This is a genomic window from Uniformispora flossi (assembly GCF_049534875.1).
Taxonomy (GTDB): Bacteria; Actinomycetota; Actinomycetes; order Streptomycetales; family Streptomycetaceae; genus Yinghuangia; species Yinghuangia aomiensis.
The window spans coordinates 58794-79010 of the sequence record NZ_JBMULZ010000002.1 but is presented as its reverse complement, the minus strand read 5'-3'; the positions used below and the strand labels follow the sequence as shown (position 1 = coordinate 79010).

At 72.3% G+C, this 20217-nt stretch carries 19 protein-coding genes; 15 read left to right on the top strand and 4 right to left on the bottom strand.

Annotation, left to right across the window (positions count from 1 at the left end; translation table 11 throughout):
• Positions 1 to 121: 121 nt before the first annotated feature.
• Both ACPA54_RS04605 and ACPA54_RS04600 read left to right on the top strand, forming a co-directional pair.
• The gene (locus ACPA54_RS04605; protein ID WP_423527035.1) at positions 122 to 700 is read left to right on the top strand and encodes an RNA polymerase sigma factor; all 579 of its coding nucleotides are present in this window, start codon (positions 122 to 124) and stop codon (positions 698 to 700) included.
• On the top strand, positions 697 to 1908 hold the full coding sequence (locus ACPA54_RS04600) for a hypothetical protein (protein ID WP_423527033.1): 1212 nt from the start codon (positions 697 to 699) through the stop codon (positions 1906 to 1908). Before ACPA54_RS04605 ends, ACPA54_RS04600 begins: the two co-directional genes overlap by 4 nt.
• 549 nt (positions 1909 to 2457) lie before the next feature.
• On the opposite strand, the gene ACPA54_RS04595 is transcribed toward ACPA54_RS04600, so the two are convergent.
• Positions 2458 to 3708, bottom strand: coding sequence for a cation diffusion facilitator family transporter (locus ACPA54_RS04595; RefSeq protein ID WP_423527031.1), 1251 nt, complete (start codon positions 3706 to 3708; stop codon positions 2458 to 2460).
• A complete protein-coding gene (locus tag ACPA54_RS04590; RefSeq protein WP_423527029.1) occupies positions 3705 to 4172 on the bottom strand; it encodes an ArsR/SmtB family transcription factor in 468 nt (155 codons plus the stop codon). Before ACPA54_RS04590 ends, ACPA54_RS04595 begins: the two co-directional genes overlap by 4 nt.
• A 257-nt stretch (positions 4173 to 4429) precedes the next feature.
• Here ACPA54_RS04590 and ACPA54_RS04585 point away from each other — a divergent pair, with 257 nt between their 5' ends.
• The 3 genes from ACPA54_RS04585 (at position 4430) to ACPA54_RS04575 (ending at position 7924) form a co-directional block, all read left to right on the top strand.
• Positions 4430 to 5320 carry an NIPSNAP family protein gene (locus ACPA54_RS04585; protein ID WP_423527027.1) on the top strand — a complete coding sequence of 297 codons (891 nt, stop codon included), beginning with the start codon at positions 4430 to 4432 and terminating at the stop codon, positions 5318 to 5320.
• Positions 5321 to 5452: 132 nt separating this feature from the next.
• Positions 5453 to 6553, top strand: coding sequence for a calcium:cation antiporter (locus ACPA54_RS04580; RefSeq protein ID WP_423527025.1), 1101 nt, complete (start codon positions 5453 to 5455; stop codon positions 6551 to 6553).
• 120 nt (positions 6554 to 6673) lie between these two features.
• Positions 6674 to 7924, top strand: coding sequence for a low temperature requirement protein A (locus ACPA54_RS04575; RefSeq protein WP_423527023.1), 1251 nt, complete (start codon positions 6674 to 6676; stop codon positions 7922 to 7924).
• A 105-nt stretch (positions 7925 to 8029) separates the two neighbouring features.
• On the opposite strand, the gene ACPA54_RS04570 is transcribed toward ACPA54_RS04575, so the two are convergent.
• Positions 8030 to 8917 (bottom strand): PaaX family transcriptional regulator, encoded by an 888-nt coding sequence (locus ACPA54_RS04570; protein ID WP_423527021.1) that lies wholly within the window; start codon positions 8915 to 8917, stop codon positions 8030 to 8032.
• A 215-nt stretch (positions 8918 to 9132) separates the two neighbouring features.
• Between ACPA54_RS04570 and ACPA54_RS04565 the strand changes: the two genes are divergently transcribed.
• From ACPA54_RS04565 to ACPA54_RS04550, 4 genes are all read left to right on the top strand, one after another.
• A complete protein-coding gene (locus ACPA54_RS04565) occupies positions 9133 to 10317 on the top strand; it encodes an LLM class flavin-dependent oxidoreductase (protein WP_423527019.1) in 1185 nt (394 codons plus the stop codon).
• 100 nt (positions 10318 to 10417) lie between these two features.
• Entirely contained in the window at positions 10418 to 11488 is a 1071-nt protein-coding gene (locus ACPA54_RS04560) for a zinc-binding dehydrogenase (RefSeq protein ID WP_423527017.1), read from the top strand.
• 178 nt (positions 11489 to 11666) lie between these two features.
• Positions 11667 to 12095 (top strand): ATP-binding protein, encoded by a 429-nt coding sequence (locus ACPA54_RS04555; protein WP_423527015.1) that lies wholly within the window; start codon positions 11667 to 11669, stop codon positions 12093 to 12095.
• A 269-nt stretch (positions 12096 to 12364) separates the two neighbouring features.
• Positions 12365 to 13117 (top strand): VOC family protein, encoded by a 753-nt coding sequence (locus ACPA54_RS04550; RefSeq protein WP_423527014.1) that lies wholly within the window; start codon positions 12365 to 12367, stop codon positions 13115 to 13117.
• Positions 13118 to 13165: 48 nt separating this feature from the next.
• On the opposite strand, the gene ACPA54_RS04545 is transcribed toward ACPA54_RS04550, so the two are convergent.
• Positions 13166 to 13354, bottom strand: a complete 189-nt coding sequence (locus tag ACPA54_RS04545) for a hypothetical protein (RefSeq protein WP_423527012.1) — start codon at positions 13352 to 13354, stop codon at positions 13166 to 13168.
• 798 nt (positions 13355 to 14152) lie between these two features.
• Here ACPA54_RS04545 and ACPA54_RS04540 point away from each other — a divergent pair.
• From ACPA54_RS04540 to ACPA54_RS04515, 6 genes are all read left to right on the top strand, one after another.
• Entirely contained in the window at positions 14153 to 14512 is a 360-nt protein-coding gene (locus ACPA54_RS04540) for a DUF6204 family protein (protein ID WP_423527010.1), read from the top strand.
• Positions 14513 to 14619: 107 nt separating this feature from the next.
• Entirely contained in the window at positions 14620 to 15192 is a 573-nt protein-coding gene (locus ACPA54_RS04535; protein ID WP_423527008.1) for a dihydrofolate reductase family protein, read from the top strand.
• 863 nt (positions 15193 to 16055) lie between these two features.
• Positions 16056 to 17315: a glycosyltransferase gene (locus ACPA54_RS04530; RefSeq protein ID WP_423527817.1), complete on the top strand. Its 1260-nt coding sequence runs from the start codon at positions 16056 to 16058 to the stop codon at positions 17313 to 17315.
• 598 nt (positions 17316 to 17913) lie between these two features.
• Positions 17914 to 18936, top strand: coding sequence for a hypothetical protein (locus ACPA54_RS04525; RefSeq protein WP_423527006.1), 1023 nt, complete (start codon positions 17914 to 17916; stop codon positions 18934 to 18936).
• 365 nt (positions 18937 to 19301) lie between these two features.
• Positions 19302 to 19802: an NUDIX hydrolase gene (locus ACPA54_RS04520; RefSeq protein ID WP_423527004.1), complete on the top strand. Its 501-nt coding sequence runs from the start codon at positions 19302 to 19304 to the stop codon at positions 19800 to 19802.
• A gap of 118 nt (positions 19803 to 19920) precedes the next feature.
• On the top strand, positions 19921 to 20055 hold the full coding sequence (locus ACPA54_RS04515; RefSeq protein WP_423527003.1) for a hypothetical protein: 135 nt from the start codon (positions 19921 to 19923) through the stop codon (positions 20053 to 20055).
• Positions 20056 to 20217 lie beyond the last annotated feature (162 nt).

Below are 20217 nucleotides of genomic sequence, written 5' to 3'. Positions count from 1 at the left end.
CAACTAACCAGCAGGTAGCCCTCCGTACGGCCTCAGCCGTAAGGCCCCTGGCGGGCGGGACAATGCGGTGCGCGGATTTGCGAACGGCCCGCCTCGCGTCGGACACAGACAGGGTGTGACCATGCCCGACGAACCCTCGCCCGCCGACGGCGAATTGTGGGAACGCATACGCGCGGGAGACCGCAACGCATTCGCAATCGTGTTCGATCGCCACTCTTCGGCCGTGTACAGCCACCTGCTCCGGCGCACGGCCGACTGGACGGAGGCGGAAGACCTCACGTCAGCCGTCTTCCTCACCGCGTGGCGCCGTCGAAACGACATTCGGCTCGACCGTGACAGCGCGCTGCCGTGGCTGCTCGGCATCGGCAACCGCACCCTCGCCAACGGCCGCCGGAGCCTGCGCCGCCACCGCGCGCTGATGGGTCGCCTCCCGCTACCGCCCCACACCCCCGATCACGCGGACGACATCGCCAGGCGGATCGACAACCAGCGCGCGGCACGAATCCTGCATGAGGAACTGACCGCACTGCCCAAGCGGGAACGCGAGGCCGTCGAACTGTGCTGGCTCGGCGGACTCGACCAACAAGCCGCAGCCACCGCCCTCGGCATCCCCGTCGGGACCGTCAAATCCCGCCTCAACCGCGCACGTCGACGTCTCGCTTCTTCCTTCGCCACGATGCTCATCGAGGAACCGACATGATGCAGGAGACCACGCCCCTTCCCAACCGGGACCGTCACCGCTTCCAACTGCTCGCTGCCATCGACCACTTGGAGACCAGCAGGACCCGGCGGCACCGCTACGCCGCCCCCGCAATTGCCACTGCCGCCGTCATCGTCGCCGGATCCGTCGGATTCGTCGCCCTGGACCGCGACGCCGGCACCCCGCGTCCGACGTCCGGCGCGGCGGGGCAGGGCAGCACGGCCGGGGTGGACAAGGAACATGCCCGGCCCGGCGACCCGGTCCCGATGGCGGTCGCCAAACAGGTCCTCAAGACGTGCTTCGGCTTCGCAGACGAGGTCGTCAAAGGCCCGCCGCAGCCCACCCCCTCCGGCACGGGCATAGCCAACGTTCCGACCCGGACCTCGCCTACGGGCACGGGCGGGACCGCGTCCGTGCCGAATGGGGCGGGGGCTGGTTCCAGTACTGCCCTTCCGGCGTCGCCAGGCAGCCTTCCCCCGGATCCCTCCGGACTCCCCGAGGTCCCCCGTTTTCCGCAGTTCCGGGCATCGCCTCCTAGCAGCACCGGCATCGACGGCGGCAATCGCACGGGACCGAGCACGATGCGCAACCTCCTCGTCGGCGCACACGGGCCGTGGGACCTTCCCGAAGCGGAATCGTCGTACCGCCCGTTCTTCACGGCTTGGGAGTCGGACGGTGCCGGTGGCCTCAACCCGTACGTGCTCGCCAAGGCGGACGGACCAGGCCTCCTGCTTTGCCGCGGGCCTGAGGCGCGCCCGAACGTGCCAGCCATGGTTGCGCGTACGCCGTGGCTCTACGAGCCCATCGAAGCCGAGCGCCTTCAAGTTTCCGCGCCCATGGACGCCGACATGGAGTTCCCGCTGCTGGCAGACACCAACTGGGGACGCGCCATCCCCGACGTCGTCAGGGTCACTGTGACATATTCGGGCGGAACGGTCGTCGACGCCGTCGTCCGCGACGGCGTCTGGTTCGCAAGCACCCCAGCCGCTGCCTTCGCCGACCCCAAGCGCGCTCGTGACGAGATTCCGATCGTCACCGCCTACGACGCGGCCGGCAAGGAACTGTACAAGATCCCCGACTCGGCCACCCCGCTCTGCTACCGCACACCGGACAACACGCTTCTGGCCTACCGTGCCGACGTCGAGGCGAAGCCGGACCCCGCATCGTGCGACACCGCTCATGCCTGGACAGGCGCAAGCAGCAGCTGATTCCTGACTCACCAGCGCTTGCTGCTTGCCCTGCGGTTGCCGGGGCACTGGGACCAGAACCTCAACCAAGACGACGTCGGCCCGGACCGCCCTTGATGGTCCGGGCCGACGCTTGCCCTGATGGGCGGGTGCGGAGGATTCAAGACCCGACGACCACGCGGACGTCACCCTGACGCCACCCCGAACTGCCGGCGGGCCGCATCGGGTTGACCACAGCGCTCAGGAGGCCGGGCAGGAAGGCACCGTGCTCCCCCCCACGAGGTGGTCGTCGCCGACTGCACCAGAGTGCTCGGCCCCGATCACCCCGACACCCTCGACGCCCGCCCACGACCTCCGGAAGCCCCAGCACCGGTATTCGTTCCGATGGTCCTCAACCCCAAGCACCTCCTCGAGGACTCCCCGGCCCTGTCGTGACGCACTCCGCTGCGCCGCACCTGCATCGGCCGTCCCCGTCGGACTGGAGACCGTCCGGGCACGAGCAGACCGGGGCCCGCGGGATCGGATGATCCTGCAAGCCCCGGTCTGCGGTGGTGTGTGGGGTGCGGTTGTTCAGTGGCTGTGTCCCGGTGTCGCTGTCTGGGGTTCGGTCGGTGTGCGGTGTCCGTGCTGCTCGTGTGGTGTGTCGTGGTGTTCGCCGCCGGTGTCGCTGTCTGTGTCGCTGTCGGTGTCGGCCGGCGCTGCGCCGTTCTTGCTGCTGCGTGGGGTGGCGGGGTTGGGGCGGTGGACGGCGCCGTGGGGGTCGCTGCAGTGGGTGTCGGTGGTGGTGCCGGGGGCGTCGGCGATCTTCCAGAGGCCGGGGGGTGTGTGGTCGACCTGGAGGGTGGTGTGTTCGACGCCGTAGTGGTCGCGCAGGAGGTGTTCGAGGCGGCCGCGGACGGCGTGGCAGTCGTCGCCTTGGTCGACGAGGACGTGGGCGGACAGGGCGGGGAAGCCGGAGGTGATGGTCCAGATGTGCAGGTCGTGGACTTCGGAGACGCCGGGTTGGGCGGCGAGTTCGCCGCCGATTTCGTCGGGGTCGAGGCCGGCGGGGGCGGCTTCGAGGAGGATCTTCCACGATTCGCGGACGAGGCCGAGGCCGGCTTTGAGCATGAGTGCGGCGACGACGAGGGAGGCGATGGCGTCGGCGCGGGCGAAGCCGGTGGTGAGGACGACGATGCCGGAGACGGCGGTGGCGATGAACGCCCACAGGTCGTTGAGGATGTGCTGGTAGGCGCCTTCGACGTTGAGGCTGGTGCGGTTGGCGCGGGAGATCAGCCAGGCGGCGATGACGTTGACGACGATGCCGGTGAGTGCGGTGACGACGACGAGGCCGCCTTCGACGTCGGGCGGGGAGATCAGCCGGCGGACGGCCTCGTAGGTGAACCACGCGACCAGGAGCAGCAGGGTGATGCCGTTGACCTGTGCGGAGAGGATTTCGGCGCGTTTGAGGCCGTAGGTCCAGCGGCCGCGGGCGGGGCGGGCGGCCAGGCGCATGGCGACGAGGGCGAGCACGATCGAGATCGCGTCGGTGAGCATGTGCCCGGCGTCGGTGATGAGGGCGAGGGACTGGGCGATGACGCCGATGACGACCTCGACGGCCATGTAGGCGCCGATGAGGACGAGTGCGGCGGTGAGGTAGCGGCGGTCGGCGTCGGCGCTGACGCCGTGGCTGTGGCCGTCGTGTCCGCCGGGGCCGTGCGCGTGTCCGTGTCCGCGGCCGTGTCCGGAGTCTTTGCCGCGGCCGGCGGTGCCGGGGCCGGGTGGGTCGTGGGGGCCGTGCGCGTGGTCGTGGGTCGCCCCGGGGGCGTGCGCGGATGTCATCGTGCGGTTCCTCCGGAGGCGGCGGCGGGCGCGGCCGGGTCGGGCCGGTGCGTGCCCGGGGTCTCGGGGGTGTCGGGGGTGTCGGGGCCGGTGTGGTCGAGGTGGGCGAGGGTGACGTCCAGCAGTAGCCGTACGTGGGCGTCGGCGAGGCGGTAGTACGCCATGCGGCCGGCGCGGCGGGCGGTGACGACGCGGTGGGCGCGCAGCAGGCGCAGTTGGTGGGAGACCGCGGACTCGCCTTGTCCGCAGGCGGCGGCGAGGTCGCACACGCACATTTCGCCTTCGAGGAGGGCGACGAGGAGTTTGAGGCGTCCGGGGTCGCCGAGGAGGGCGAAGACGGCGGCGGTGTCGGCGACGCGGGTGTCGTCGGGGAGTGCGGCGCGCACCGTGCGGACGCGGTCGGCGTCGACGATGCGGACGCCGCAGCCTGCGTCGGTGTCGTGGGGGGCGGCGTCGGCGGTCATCTGCTGCTCCGCGTGGTCGGCCGGGCGCGCAGCGCAGCCGCCGCCCTGACATCTGAACAGGTCTTCATACGACGAGGGTACGGGGAGGGGGTATCCCCGCGCAACGGTCCACCCCGCCGCACCCGCCCGCTTCCCCCGAACGGCCGCACCCCCGCACGCCTCGCCGCACCGCCGCCCGGAACGTTTGCCATGTCGTGGACCGGACTTGGCCCCCGCCGAGTTCCCCCCAACGGTTCCGTCGCGGGATGCTCCCGCGCGTGATCTACCGCATGCGCACCCACCAGGCCGTCCCCGACCACCTGGAGGCCTTCCACGCGTTCTTCCGCGACCACCTCCTCCCGGTCCAACGGCGCCACGGCGCACGCCTGGTCGGCCGCCGGCAAACCGACGACGCCCGCGTCGTCGCCGTCTGGGAGTACGACGACCAGGCCGCCCACGACCGCATCGACGCCGCCGTCCGCGCCGACCCCGACACCCGCGCCGCCCTGCAACTGCGCCGCACCCTCCCGGAACTGTTCACCGGCGTGGAAGAGGTCTTCATGACCGACACAACCGCGCACCGGCCACTCCCCCACCCGCGAACCCCGGCCGCCCACGACACCCGCACCGGCACGGACCCCGGAACCAACCCAAGCCCGGGCGTCCTCCCGATCCGCGGACTGCGGATACGCACCAGCTTCTGGCGCGTCGCCGGCATCATGCTGCTGCTCACCTCCGCGCCCCTCCTCAACGCCGTGCTGCCGGGATCGGACCTGCGCGCGTGGGCACGGTGGCCGCTGATCGCGGCCGAAGCAGCCTTCTTCGTCTTTCTCGCCGTGTGGACCGCCACACACCACGTCACCGCGAACGCCGCCGGCATCCGGATACGCAAATTCCGCACCGCCCTGGCCATCCCCTACGCCGACCTCGCCGCCGTCTACGCCCCGACCGTCACCACCAAAGGCCGCCCCGCCAACCCCGTCCTCGGCTTCCGCCACCGCGACGGCCGCAGCGCCTGGCTCAACCTCGCACTCGTCCCCCGCGCCCGCCTATGGGCACTGATCGACATGATCGCCACGACCGCCCCCCACGGCACGGTCGTCGACGACGACCGCATGCGCCGCGTCCTGCACCTGCACCCGGCCGGAGAGCCCGCACCCCACGCCTGACCCCGGCCGCCCCCCGACCCGCCCCCTGTTCTTCCCGCTGCGCCCCGAGCGGGTGACCTCGTATTTCCCCGTGCGGCCTACCGCGCGTGTCGCCGAGGGGTACGGGCCGGGCCCCTCTGGCACCGTGCAGGGATGAGCCGTGTCGCCTCGCGCCTGCACCTGGACCGCTGGACGGCCGTGGTGCCGCCGCTCGCCCTGGTCCTGCTGGCCTTCACATGGGGCCGCGACCTGCCCGGCTATCTCGTCGCGATCGTCGCGGTGTTCCTGACCGCGGCCGTCCTCGCCGCGGTCCACCACGCCGAAGTCGTCGCGCACCGCGTCGGCGAACCCTACGGCTCGCTCGTCCTCGCGGTCGCCGTCACCGTCATCGAAGTCGCCCTGATCGTCACCCTCATGACGGACAACGCCGAGAAGAACGCCACCCTCGCCCGCGACACCGTCTTCGCCGCCGTCATGATCACCACCAACGGCATCGTCGGGATCTGCCTCCTCCTCGGCGCCATCCGCCGCCGCCTGGCCGTGTTCAACGCCGAAGGCACCGGCGCGGCGTTCGGCACCGTCGCCACCCTCGCCGGACTCAGCCTCGTCCTGCCGACCTTCACCACCAGCAAACCCGGCCCCCAGTTCTCCCCCACCCAGCTCGTGTTCGCCGCCATCGCCTCGGTCGTCCTGTACGGCCTGTTCGTCACCACCCAGACCGTCCGGCACCGCGACTACTTCCTCCCCGTCACCCTCGGCGGCGACATCGTCGACGACGACCACGCCGAACGGCCCTCCGCACGAACCGCCTCGACCAGCCTCGCCCTCCTCGGCCTCGCCCTCGTCTCGGTAGTGGGCCTGGCCAAAGGCGTGTCACCGACCATCGAACGCGGCGTCGCCGACGCCGGACTGCCCGCCTCCGTCGTCGGCGTCGTCATCGCCCTGCTCGTCCTCCTCCCGGAAACCATCGCCGCCGTCCGCGCCGCCCTACGCGACCGGGTACAGACCAGCCTCAACCTCGCCCTCGGCTCCGCCATGGCCAGCATCGGCCTGACCATCCCCGCCGTCGCCCTCGCCTCCGTCTGGCTGTCCGGCCCCCTCGTCCTCGGACTCGGCGCCAGCCACATGACACTCCTCGCCATGACCGTCGCCGTCGGCATCCTCACGATCGTCCCCGGCCGCGCCACCGTCCTGCACGGAGGCGTCCACATCGCGCTGTTCGCCGCCTACGTCGTCCTCGCCCTCAGCCCCTGAACGCGACCCCACCCCGCGCCGCACCCCCCTCACCCGCAAGGGCGATAGGGTCCCCGTCGCACCGACCGCGGCTCGGACACGCGTTCGGAACCACCGGGACACGTTGGGGGAAACACACGCATGGCCACGCCGCCGGACCACCTCGCCACCGCCGACGCCGCCACACACCCCACTCCCGCACCCCCGCCGCCCGCCCAACCCGCCGCCGAACCGGCCGCCGAACCCGCCGCGGAGCGCCGCGCCACCTGGTTCGAACTGTTCTGCGACCTGGTCTTCGTCGCCGCCGTCGGCCAAGTCACCCACCGCGTCGGCGAACACCCCACCGCCGCATCCGCAGCCGGCGCAGCCGCCCTCTTCGTCCCCGTGTGGTGGCTGTGGGTCCTCAACGCCGTCCGCGCCAACCGCTTCGACCCCGACGACACCACCCACCGCCTCATCACCATGGCCGGCATGGCCGCCGTGTCCGGCGTCGCCGTCTTCGTCGGCAGCGTCGGCCACAGCACCGGAGCCGACATCGGCTTCGTCGCCTCCTACCTCGCCGCCCGCGCCGCCATCGCCCTCGCCTACGCGGTCGCCGCCCGCAGCGACGCCCTCTTCCGGCCCATCCTCCGCTCCTTCGCCGCAGGATCCGCCGCCACCGCCGTCCTGTGGACCGGCGCCTTCGCCTTCCCCTCCGGACCCGCCCGCCACGCCCTGTGGGCCGCCGCCATGGCCGGCGAACTCGCCCTCCCCCTGCTCGCCCGCCGCCGCGTCGCCGCCGCCCCCGTCGACATCGACCACCTGCGCGAACGCTTCGGCCTGTTCACCATCATCGTCATCGGCGAAGCCGTCCTCGGCTTCACCTCCGGCCTCGTCGGCGGCACCCGCGCCGAAGCCACCACCGCCTCCACCGGCGCCGCCGCCTTCGCCCTGTGCGCAGGACTGTGGTGGACCTACTTCAACGCCGGACTCGAACGCCCCGGCGCCCACGACGGCATCGCCACCCAATGGCGCCTGCGCGACACCTACGTCTTCGGCCACCTGCCCGCCCAACTCGGCGTCGCCGTAGCCGCCTCCGCCCTCGGCACCGCCGTCGCCCAACCCACCGGACACCTCGACAACGCCGCAGCCGCCTGCCTCCTCGGCGGCGTCGCCCTCTACCTCACCGCCACCGCACTCATCCGCGCCGCCTTCACCGGACCCCGCGAAACCGCCGTCCTCGTCCGCCTCACCGGCGCCGCCGCCACCCTCGCGCTCCTCGGCCTCGCCCCGCACGTCCCCGTCCCCGCACTGCTCGCCGCCGCAGCCGCCGTCGTCGCCGCGACCGCAGCCGCCGAAACACCCGCCCACCGCCGCCGCGCCCGCACCGGGCAACAAGACCACACGGCCTGACCCCGGACCGGGAAACCCCGTCCGGAAAGCCGCTCAGCCGAACCCGCCGCGCCTCTCCCGCTGCGCCGATACGCCGCGCACCAACCAGGACAACCGCCCCGAACGTCAGGCGCGGGCCGCCACACCGGCGCCCGCGCCGCGCGGGTCCCGGTCCAAACGCTCCCACCAGCGGTCCGCCGCCTCGTGGCACGAACGCCACGCCCGCACGAACAACGCCGTCGCCTCCCGGCCCGGCCACCCCTCCGGCAGCAGCACATCCGGCAACCGCGGATCACGCTCGAACGTCAACCGCCACGCATGCACCAGACGCGTCCGCAGCACGAACGCCTCCTCGTCCGACCACCCCCCGGCCGGCGGCACCACCGCACCACCGAACCGCGCCAGGAAATCCACATGCAGCGGCGCCACCGCGGACAAATCCCACGCCTGCGCCGCCAACGCCGCATCCGCGCCCGCCCCACCCGCCCGGCACGTCAGCCACGTCGCATGACCGGCCAACCCCAGCTCGGCGACCAACTCCCGCAACGCCCCCACACCACCCGGATCCGCCGCGATCCACACCCCCTGGCCCAGCGCACCGAAGCCCTGGAACGCCAGCTGCTCCTCCACAGCCGTCCGCTCGGTACGCGCCGCCGCCGGGATCCGCAGCAGCAACTGCTGCCACGTCCCCTCCCACGGCAGCTCCTCCTCCATCGCGCGCCGCAACCGAGCCGTCCAACTGTGCAGCAACCGCACCAAGCGCGGCCGCATCACCAGCACCGTGAACCGCCCCGCCGGCTCCGTCTCCAACCAGCCCTCGTGCGTCAACCGCGTAATCGCGCGCCGCGCCGCGGTCTCCTCCACCCCGCACGCCTTCAAGGCGTCCACCACCGCCGCCGACCACACCCGGTCACGACCCGCGTAACCGACGTACTCACCGAGCACGGTCAACAACAAAGTGCGGGCACTGGGGCTGCCGTCGCTGCGGCGACGCGTACGCGGTGCGGTGGTCATGGCGCTCCTGGCCGGGACGGGGGCATCGGGGCCCGACGATGATCCCCGATCCACGCCGCGATGTCAGCAACCTCCCGGATGCCCCTTGATTCCCCACGCCCCCAGCGATAGGACATAAGACAGATCAATCAAAGATTACGTCCAATGACCAGCGCGCGGCACCCCCACACCGGCCCCGCCGCCCCGTCCCGGACACCGAGCGAGAGGCCCACCCCGTGCCCAACCCCACCACGCCGCAACGCCCCACCCGCTTCGGCGCGTTCATCGCCCCCTACCACGGCATCAACGGCAACCCCACCCTGCAAATACGCCGCGACCTCGACCTCGTCGCCCACCTCGACGACCTCGGCTACGAAGAAGCCTGGATCGGCGAACACCACAGCGCCGGCTACGAAACCATCGCCTCCCCCGAACTCTTCATCGCCGCCGCCGCCGAAAAAACCCGCCGCATCCGCTTCGGCACCGGCGTCAACTCCCTCCCCTACCACCACCCCCTCGTCCTCGCCGACCGCATCGTCCAACTCGACCACCAGTCCCGCGGCCGCATCATGCTCGGCGCAGGCCCCGGCCAACTCGCCTCCGACGCCTTCATGATGGGCATCGACCCCATGAAGCAACGCAGCATGATGGCCGAAGCCCTCGCCGCCATCACCGCACTCCTCCGCGGCGAAACCGTCACCGCCAAAACCGACTGGTTCACCCTCGACGAAGCCCGCCTCCACCTCGCCCCCTACCAACCCCACGGCATCGAAATCGCCTGCGCCTCCACCGTCTCCCCCTCCGGAAGCGTCCAAGCCGGCACCCACGGACTCTCCCTCCTCTCCCTCGCCGCCTCCGACCCCAACGGCTTCGAAGCCCTCGCCGGAAACTGGGACATCTACGCCAAAACCAGCGCCGACCACGGCCACACCCCCAACCGCGACAACTGGCGCCTCGTCGTCCCCATGCACCTCGCCGACACCGAGGAAGAAGCCCGCCGCCAAGCCGAATACGGCGTCCTCCACCTCGTCCGCTACATCGAAGGCCTCTCCGGCATGACCATGCCCTGGGGCAGCACCGCCACCGAAGCCATCCGCCAATGGACCACCGACGGCTTCCCCACCTTCGGCGTCGCCATGATCGGCACCCCCGACGACGCCATCGCCCGCATCGAAGCCATGGCCGAAAAGTCCGGCGGCTTCGGCACCCTGCTCCTCCTCGACCTCCCCATCGCCGAACCCGCCGCCAAACGCCGCAGCTACGAACTCTTCGCCGAATACGTCGTCCCGCACTTCACCGGCGCCAACCGCCCCCGCGAAGCCTCCATGGCCTGGGCCAACGCCAACAGCGGAAAATTCATCGGCGCACTCCGCCAAGCCGTCGAAGCCGCCTTCGCCCAGCACCACGGCACCGACGACTGACCCCACACCGGCACCAGCCCCCCGGCTGCGGCACCACACACCCCGCACACCCGGACCCACGGCCCCGCCCCGAACCCCGCACGACCCCCGAGGAGAACCCATGCGCGCCGCCGTCCTCCGCAACGGCCACTTCGTCGTCGACGACATCCCCGAACCCACCCCCGGCCCCGGCCAAGTCCTCGTCGAAACCGTCGCCTGCGGCATCTGCGGATCCGACCTGTCCGCCTACAAGCACACCGCCGAATTCCTCCAGGCCTCCATCGACTCCGACACCCCGTCCTTCATCTTCGACCCCAACGCCGACCTCGTCCTCGGCCACGAACTCGCCGCCCGCGTCATCCGCACCGGCCCCGGCGTCGACGGCTTCACCGAAGGCCAGGTCGTCGTCGGCCTCCCCTGGGCCCTCGACACCGGCGGCACCCTGCGCACCATCGGCTACTCCAACCAATTCCCCGGCGGCTTCGGCGAACGCATGGTCATGCAGGCCGCCGCCCTCGTGAAGGTCCCCGACCACGTCCCCGCACCCGTCGCCGCCCTCACCGAACCCCTCGCCGTCGGCTTCGGCAACGTCGCCCGCTCCGGCGCCGAAAAAGGCGGCGGCGCCATCGTCATCGGCTCCGGCCCCATCGGCCTCGGCGCCATCGGCGGCCTCATCGAACGCGGCGTCGCCCCCGTCATCGTCTCCGAACCCTCCCCCCGCCGCCGCGAACTCGCCCGCCTCTTCGGCGCCCACATCGTCGTCGACCCCGCCGAACAAGACCCCTTCGACGCCTGGCGCGCCGCCGCCGAACCCGGCCAGCCCCTCACCGTCTTCGAATGCTCCGGCAAAGCCGGCATGTTCAACGACGTCCTCTACAAAGTCCCGCGCGGCGCCACCGTCATGCTCATCGGCGTCTGCATGACCATGGACTCCTTCCGACCCGTCGTCGGCATCTACAAAGACCTCACCGTCAAGATGTGCCTCACCTACCCGCCGGAGCAGTACCCGGCGACGCTGCGCCGCATCGCCGAAGGCACCGTCGACGCGGCCGCGCTCGTGACCGGCGAAGTCGGCTACGGCGGCGTCGCCGCGGCCATCGAGACGCTCAAGCACCCCGACGACCACGTCAAGGTCCTCGTCCGGCCTCACCTCGTCGGCGACAGCGTCCACACACCCGACCTCACCCGCTGAACCACCACGCACCACACGGCACACCCCGTGCCCCGGCGCGCGTCCCTGCGCTGACGCACGCCGGGGCACGGGGCGCACCACTCGCGCCCCGAACAAGCCCCCGCACTACGGTCGGGAACCTACACCGAGTAATCGAAACAGCACACACCGTCGCGTATCCGGCGGTACGCTGCGCCACATGCGCACCATGCCCGCGACGCCGTCCTGCCGCTTCGAGATCCCACCCGAGTACGCGGCGGTCCCCCACGCCCGCCGCACCGCCCACCAGATCGCCGCCCAATGGGGCCTCCCGCCGGACCACGACCGCGCCGACACCCTGCGCGTCATCGTCTCCGAACTCGTCACCAACGCGGTCAAGCACGCGGGCATGCTCTCCCCCCGCATCGACATCGTCATGCGGCTCGACGAACTCGGCCACCTGCGCATCGGCGTTCACGACCGCCACCCCTTCCGCCCCAAGGCGCTCCTCGAACCGGTCGACGACGACAGCGGCCGCGGACTGCACATCGTCAAAGCCCTCGTCGACGAATGCGGCGGCACCGCCGGCATCGAACCCGACGCGGACGACGGCGGGAAGACGGTATGGGTGACACTGCCGCTCTACTGACCCCCGCAGTCCCGACTCCGGCGCCCGGGCAGGCACCGCGTCGCACCGGCGGAACCCGGAACCGGCGAACCGGGTGCGCAGGCGCGGGCTTTGCTCCCTGCTTGTTGGTGCGTGGTTTCCGCTTGTGGACAGACAGGAGATAGCAAGGGCCCGTTATGTAAACCGGTGGAAGATACGGGAAATACGGTGGTAGCCGTCCCCGGGTCCGGGCTAGGGTGCGTGGCCTGTCCAGGCCGCCCGCGGAAGGCCATGCGAAACAGGGGGTGCGCGTGGCGACGCAACTGGTCGGAATCCGAGTCGAGTCCGCAGCGCCCACGGAACTGGCCCGATTCTGGGCCGAGGCCCTCGGATGGCACGCCGACGGAACCGCCGTAAGGTCCGCAGCGCCCGGGGTTCCGGATCTGCTGTTCACCGCGTCGCAGCGCCCGAAGACCGCGAAGAACCGGCTGCACCTGGACCTCGACCACGCCCCCGACGGTGACGTCGACACCGAAGCGGCGCGGCTGATCGTCCTGGGGGCGCAGCACGCCGACATCGGCCAAGGCGCCGTGCCGTGGCGCGTACTCGCCGATCCGGAAGGCAACGAGTTCTGCGTCCTCCCGCGGCCTCCCCTCCCCCACGCCGGACCGCCCCGGGAAAGCGGCGTCGGCCGGCTGGCCCAGATCTGCCTGGACGCCGCCGACATGAACCGCCAGGAGACGTTCTGGGCGGCAGCCACAGGGTGGACGTTCGCGGTCCGCGACGCGTGGGCGGTGCGCCTTTCCGGCCGCGAAGACACCGCACCCACGCTGGTGATGGGACCACCGGCGGCACCGAAGGCGGGGCCGAACCGACTGGGCTTGGTCCTGTCGGCGGCGCACGGCCCGGTCGAGGATTCGATACGGAGGCTCGTGGCATCCGGCGCAACGCTCGTGGCGGATGCGGACGAGGACACTGCTGCTGATGCTGAGCCGGGCACGGCGCTGGTCGATCCCGAGGGCAACGAGTTCTGGGTGGCGGACGCGGGCAACGCCCGGCGCTGAATCCGGCGCGGCCTGCGGCGGCCTGGCGCGCTTTGCCTGTCTGTCCGGTCAGCCCGAGCAGGCGCCGCGCTGGTCTTCCTGCCATGCGCACACCGGACACAACGTGGCACCGGGATGCGAGGCCGGGTACTCGGTGGCCTTCCCGCACAGGACGCAGTCGGCAAACCGCTCCCCCGCCGCCACCGGCCCCGGCTCGGGACGGTCGGGCGTTGCGCAGTACGGGTCGGGGGTGTCCATGCGGTCGACTGTACCGGGGTGCTGCCGGCGCCCGCCTGCACGTGTTCGCTGTGAGATGCGAGGTCGTGAGTTCATGGAGGACCCTGTGCACACCGCCCGCGAACTAGTGCAGCACCGATTTCCCGATGCCCGGGCCGTCTTCCTCCCAGGCAGCGTGCCGACCGAGCACCGAGCACCGACGTCCGATCTGGACATCGTGGTTCTCCTGGCGGGGCCGCCCGCCCCAAGCCGGGAGAGCCTGGCATACCGCGGCCGGCCGGTGGAGCTGTTCCTCCAGACGGAGACCGACGGGCACAGCTTCGCCGATCAGGAGACCGCAAAGCGGAGTTCGCCGCTCCTCGCGATGTGCGCCGACGGCATGCTCCTGGTGGACGCGGACGGCCTCGGCGTCGCGCTCCAGGACGAGGCGCGCGAACGTATGGCGGCTGGCCGCGGCCGACCCCGCAGTGCACCGGGCGTTGTCCGAATCCGCCGCGCGTGCCCTCGCGGGGGACGCGACGGCCTTCTCGGCGGTCGTACTCCAGGTGCTGGACCGGGCCGGCGGTCCGCTGTGGGACGGGTACGCCGTCCGGTGAGATGACGGGGCGCAGCCACCACTCGCCGCGGCCTATTGCTCGGCCAGCTGCGGTACCCCACGAACGGGTCGCGTCGCAGCGCGATCAGGGGCCGGTGATCCGTACCCACGGCCGCACACGGACCGGAGCTTGTCGGATCGGGCCGGTCGGGTCTGGTCTGGTCGGTGGTGTGTGGTCGAAACCGGTTGGTGGCGGGGGCTCGGGGGCGCATAGGGTCCGGGGTATGAGTACTCGTACGTTCCGCATCATGGTCCGCGGGGTCTTCGACGGCCTCACCGCCGAGCAGCGTGCCGAGTTGCAGGCGCAAGCGGCGGACCACGACGTTCTGCGCGCGGCGTTCACGCCGGAGGGGCATTTGTCGTACGACATCGCGGTGCGCCCGGCGTTCACGTTCCGGTTCGCGGACTCGGGTGAGGCGGAGGAGGACATCCTCGAGGCCGCCGAGCGGGCGGAGGAGAAGGCGCGGGCGTGGCTTGACGCGCGCGGCTACGGCTACAAGAACCTGCGCTCGCAGTACGAGGACCTTTCGCAGGCCCCGCTCGCGAAGCGGCAGCGGCGTGCGGCCGCGCGCGGCGACGGCTGACGAACTGCCGGGTCCGCGGCGCGTGGTGGGCGTCTCGGGGCGCGTCGCGGCGGGTGTCGGGGGTGCCGCGGCCGTAGGGTCGGACGTGTTTCCGAGGAGGGTTCCGCATGTCTGCGACGCGCAAGGTGACCTATTCGATGGCCATGTCCCTCGACGGCTATGTCGTCGGGCCGGACGGCGATTTCCGGTGGACGACGCCCAGCGACGAGATCTTCCGGCATTCGATCGCGGAGATCCGCGATGTCGGCGTCCACCTGATGGGGCGGCGGCTGTACGAGACGATGCTGTACTGGGAGACCGCCGACCAGGATCCGTCGCTCGACGCCGACCGGCTCACGTGGGCGGCGCTGTGGAAGGCGGTCCCCAAGGTGGTGTTCTCCCGCACGCTGTCGACGGTGGAGGGCAACGCCCGGCTGGCGTCCGGCAGTTTGTCCGAGGAGATCGCCAAGCTGCGCGTCGATCCTGCCGCGGGCTCCATCGCCATCGGCGGCGCCACGCTCGCCGCGCAAGCGGCCGAGCTGGATTTGATCGACGAGTACCTGGTGCGGGTCTTCCCGGTGCTGCTCGGCGGCGGGCAGCCGTACTTCGCCCGTGACGAACGCCGGGTGGATTTGGAGCTGGTCGAGTCGCGGACGTTCGAGTCGGGAGCTCTGTTTCTCCACCATCGGGTGGTGCGGTAGCAGGCGCGGTCCCCTAGCGGCCCTCGGGGAGTACCAGAACGGGCATTAGCGGTAGCGGGACGATTTTGCTTCCGGTTCGGTGACGTGCCGGTTTTGCCTGTTCAGCGGGCTCTGCGGTCCTCGGCATGCGTGTCGAGGACCTGTCTGCTGAGCGAGAGGCCCGCTACGGCCGGTTCGCAACCGAACCGTCGCCCGGGGAGCCGGAACAGTTCTTCCGCCTGGACAAGAAGGCCTTGTTCTGGTGCGGGCAAAGCGCCGTCCGGCGACGAGGCCGGGGTGAGCGGTGCAGTGGGGCACGGTGCGGATGCTCGGCCGTTCGACGTCGTACGGGCATGGGGCGGCGGTCTGGTCGCCTCCGCCGCGGGGTCCGCTTCACTGTCCCGGTGCAGACCCGTACTCGGTTCGAATCCCCGGGACTTCGGCCTGCGCTGCAAGGGCGCCAACGACGAGGAGACGTGGGTCCACGGCGGGCACGGCAACCGGGGGCACTGACTTGGTGGTTGCGTGTCGGGCCGTGCGGCGCCGGGGGGCGGGCGGTCGCTGCATGCGGAGTCCCGGTCGTTCGCCCGGGGCTTGCTCGCGGCGGTGGAGGCGTTGTCGGCCGATCGTTCCGGAAGACGTGGCCGCTCGCGTGATCCGTCGGGTTGCCGGGTGGCAACTCGGCTCGCTTGTCACGGAGTTTCGTGGTTCGCGGCGTCCTGCGCGGGTTCTTTCCGGGGTGACGGCGAAGGCGGGAAGTTTGCCGCTTCCCGCCCCGATCAAGGTATCGCGGTCCAGGGGCCTTGTGGCAAGGGGCTGTTCGTCGCGGAGAATCGTGGGCCGAGGGCCGGATCAAGGCGACGTGGGAGTGCTTCGAAGTGCGTGTGTTGTTGTCGACCTATGGGTCGCGCGGGGACGTGGAACCGCTGGTGGCGTTGGCGGTGCGGTTGCGGGAACTCGGCGCGGAGGTACGGGTTTGCGCGCCGCCGGACGACGACTTCACGCAGCGGCTGGCCGACGTCGATGTACCGCTGGTGCCGGTCGGCCCGTCGGCGCGGGCGTTGACCCTTTCGGGTCCGTCGCCGTCGTCGATGCCGCAGCGTGCGGCCGCGTTGATGGCGGGGCAGGCGGAGGTGCTGCCGGGTGTCGCCGAGGGTTGTGACGTGCTGGTGGCGACCGGGATGGTGCCGGCGGCGGCGGGTGCGTTGTCGGTGGCGGAGAAGGTCGGGATCCGGTCGGTGTCGGTGACGTTCCAGCAGCTGACGCTGCCGTCGCTGCGGCGGCGTCCGTTGGCTTATGGGGGGCGGCCGTTCCCGCCGGAGGTGACGGACACCGCGGTGCTGTGGGAGATGGACGCGGAGAGCAACAACGTCCTGTTCCGTCAGGCGCTCAACGCCACCCGGAAGACGCTGGGCTTGGCGCCGGTGGACGACGTACGCGAATACGTCGTCGGTGCCCGGCCGTGGCTGGCCACCGACCCGGTGCTGGACCCGTGGTTTGCGACGCCGGGCCTGGACGTGGTGCAGACGGGGTCGTGGATCCTGCCCGACGAACGACCGCTGCCGGACGACTTGGCGGCTTTCCTCGATGCGGGCGAGGCCCCGGTATATGTGGGCTTCGGCAGCATGCCGCTGAACGGGTCGGGCGATGTCGCCCGAGCCGCGATCGCCGCGGCGCGTGCGCACGGGCGGCGGCTGGTGCTGGGCCGCGGGTGGGCGGACCTGGCGGCGGCGGACGGCGCGGACGACTGCTTCGTGGTCGGCGAGGCCAACCACCAGGCGCTGTTCCCCCGCGTGGCCGCGGCCGTCCACCACGGCGGGCAGGGCACCACGATGACGGCGGCCCGCGCGGCCGTCCCGCAGGTGGTGGTGCCGCAGCTGGCCGACCAGCCGTACTGGGCCGGTCGGGTGGCGGATCTGGGGATCGGCGTGGCCCACGACGGCCCCGCGCCGACCGCGGCGTCCCTGACCGCGGCACTCGACACGGCGCTGGCCGGGCAGATGCGGGCGCGGGCGGCGGATGTGGCCGGGACGGTGCGCGGGGACGGTACGGGGGTGGCGGCGAAGCTGCTGCGCGAGGCGGTCGCGGACGGCGGCCCGGCGGGACGGGTCGGCGGGGTCGGGGGGATGTACCGAGTGGGGTGACGGCCGTCTGACGGGGGTCTGACTGCGGCCTGACCGGGGAGACGCGGCGGCGGGGTCGACGGGCGGGTGGGCGGTGCGCCCTTCGGGTGTTGTCGCCGCCGCGTTCTCCGGGGCATGCGCGGCCGCGGACTTCACCGCCCGGCGGTAGGGGTACGCGGGGCTTCCGGGGCCCGCCCGATCGACTGCACGCGCGTCTCCCCGGGCCCCGGAAGCCGCATCACCGGTTGGTCCGGGAGGTGCCGTCGTCCGTCCCCCAGCGCTCGCGCTCCCGAAACGGGCCGACTCGTCGAGCGGCCGCGGCGGCGGTGCCGCCCGGGAGCACGCGGACACGGCGGCGAGCAGGCCTCCTGGGAGCGGAGCGGTTCCGGCCCGTCTCGCGCTGCGGGTGCACGCATCGCTCAGGTGCTGTCGGCCGGCAGGGCGCGGGCGCGGGAGGTCCTGCGCCGTACCGCGGGAGCCGGGGGACGCAGGCTCTAGGGTGATCACCGTGGACGAGACGACCGATACGCGACCGTGTGCCCATTGCGGGCGGCCTGTGGTGCAAAAGCCGGGGGCGGGGCGGCCGTTCCGGTACTGCCAGGACAACGACGGGGCCTGTTTGAAGGCTGCGCGCAACGCCCGGCAGCGGCAGCGGTACGCGCCGGGGCTGCCCGGGCAGGTGGCGCGTACGTGGGAGATGGTCGAGCGCATGGAGCAGCTCGCCGACGCGCTCGCCGACGCGCTGTCCGGGGAACTGAGTGCGTCGGGTGTGGAACGGCAGATCGCGGAGGTGCGTGCCGAGGCCGCGAGCCAGGTGGCCGCCGCTCACACGGGGCGGGAGGCGGCCCGCGAGGCCGAACGGTCCGCGCTCGCCGAGACCGAGGCGGCCCGCGCGGAAGCACAGCTGGCCTACGCGGAACGCGACGAGGCGCAGGCGGCTGCCGACGCGGCGCGCGCCGAGGCCGCGGCCGCGGAGACCGCGCGTGACGGTGCGCTTCTGGAGGCGGACCGCGCCGCGGAGGCAGCCGAAGCCGCACGTGCCGAGCGGGACTTGGCGGCGGCCCGCGCCGCCACCGAACGGGATGCGCGCGAGCAGGCGGAGTCGCGTGCGGCGCAGGCGCGTGACGATGCCGCGCGGGCGGCGGCGCGCGCGGACCACGCCGAGCAGGCGCGCGGCCAGGCCGAGTCCCGGGCGGAGGCTGCCGAGGCGGCGGCCCGGGAAGCGGGCGTGGAGCGTGACGCGGCGCGGTCGCGTGCCGAGGAGGCGTCCCGTGCGCAGGCTGCGGCGGAGGTGTCGGCGGCCGACGCGGAAGCGGCGCGGGGTGCGGCCGAGTCCGCGGCGCGGGACGCCTTGGCCGAGCGTGACACTGCGGTGGGGCAGGCCGCGGCGGCGCGTGAGGAGGCGGAGCGGCTGGCCGCGGACGCGGCACGGGTCCGTGCGGACGCGGACGCTGCGCGTGCGGAACTCGCCGCGTTGCAGGCGCGTTTGTCGGCGACCGAGGCGGCGCTGGACACGGCTCGCGGGGAGGCGGACCGTTCGCGGACGCGGATCGAGCAGTTGACCGATCAGCTGATTCACCTGACGGCGGGGCTGACGCAGCGGGCCGCTGGGGCGGCGTCGGCGGAGGCGGGGCGGGAGTAGGCCGGGGGCGGGCTTTCGGTCGCGCCGGGCCGGGGCCGCGGCCCGGTCTGGGCTCGTGGCGGTGTTCGGGCTCCGTGTGGCCGTGGGCCGCGCCGCTCCAGCCTGCAGGAACGGCTTCCGATCGTGCAGGCGGGACGGGAGACCACGATCCGCGATCGCGCTGCGGCCGCGCGTCCGACATCGAACGGCCGCAGCACGCTGCCGGTTCGGTGCGGTGGTCGGTGCGGTGGTCGGGGCGTCGGGAAGGGATCTCGGTGCGGGCGCTTGGGGCGCCCCGGTTGATGGTGGCGGGAGGACGTGTGAGGGCTCGGGTGTTGGCGGCGGGGACGGTGCCGTGGTTGGCGTTGCCGCATCGGATGGAAGTGATGGTCTGTGACGCGGTTCCCGACGGGTTCGCGGTGACCACGGCGTTCACGCTGGTGGTGGATGCGGTGGGGCGGACGCTGGTGACGCGGGTCGCGGTGCCGGGTCGCGCGTGGGAGGTTCCGGGCGGGCATCTGGAGCCTGGGGAGTCGCCGTGCGAGGGCGCGGCGCGGGAACTCGCGGAGGAGACGGGGTTGGAGCTGCCGTCGGACGCGTTGCGGTTGTTCGGCGGCCAGACGATCGAGCTGCTGGATGCTCCCCCGCCGGGGCACCGCTATCCGAAGCGGGACTTCCTGGCGTTCCACACGGCACGACTCGACGGTGTCGGGGCGCCGACCGCTCCCCCGTCCGGCACCGAGGCCGTGGAGGCCGCGTGGCTGTCCCCGGACGAGGTCGCGGCTCGGTGCGCGGGTGCGGCGTGGCTGCCGCTGCACGCGGCGTTGGTCGCGCACGTCGGGGTCCCGTCCGCGGGCGAGTCGCCTTCGGAGTCGCCGCAGGTTTGACCTCGTCGCGCTACGAGGCGGAACACGACGTCGTATACCTCGCGTTCGGGGATGCAGGTGAGGACGTTGCAGAGGGATCTTCGCCCAGTACCTGTGGCTTGCCCCGGATTCCGACGTCGTGATCGCGAAGTTCTCGAGCGAGCCGGGGCCGCTCTCGCACAGCGACGAGCACCTGCGCGTGTTCGAGTCGGTCACCGCGGTGTGCGCGAAGTGGGCGGCGGACGGCGAGGGAGCGGTGTCGGCCCGGGTGTGATCGGCGGGAAACGCCCGCGCCGCGCCGGGGTGCGCCGACCCGGCGGCCACCCGGCAGTGCGACGGCGTGGGGGCGTGGGGGCGTGGGGGCGTGGGGGCCCTGTGCGGCCGCGTCGTACCCCGGCGGCGGCCTGCCTTCTTGCGCACCGCACTCGGGACGCAT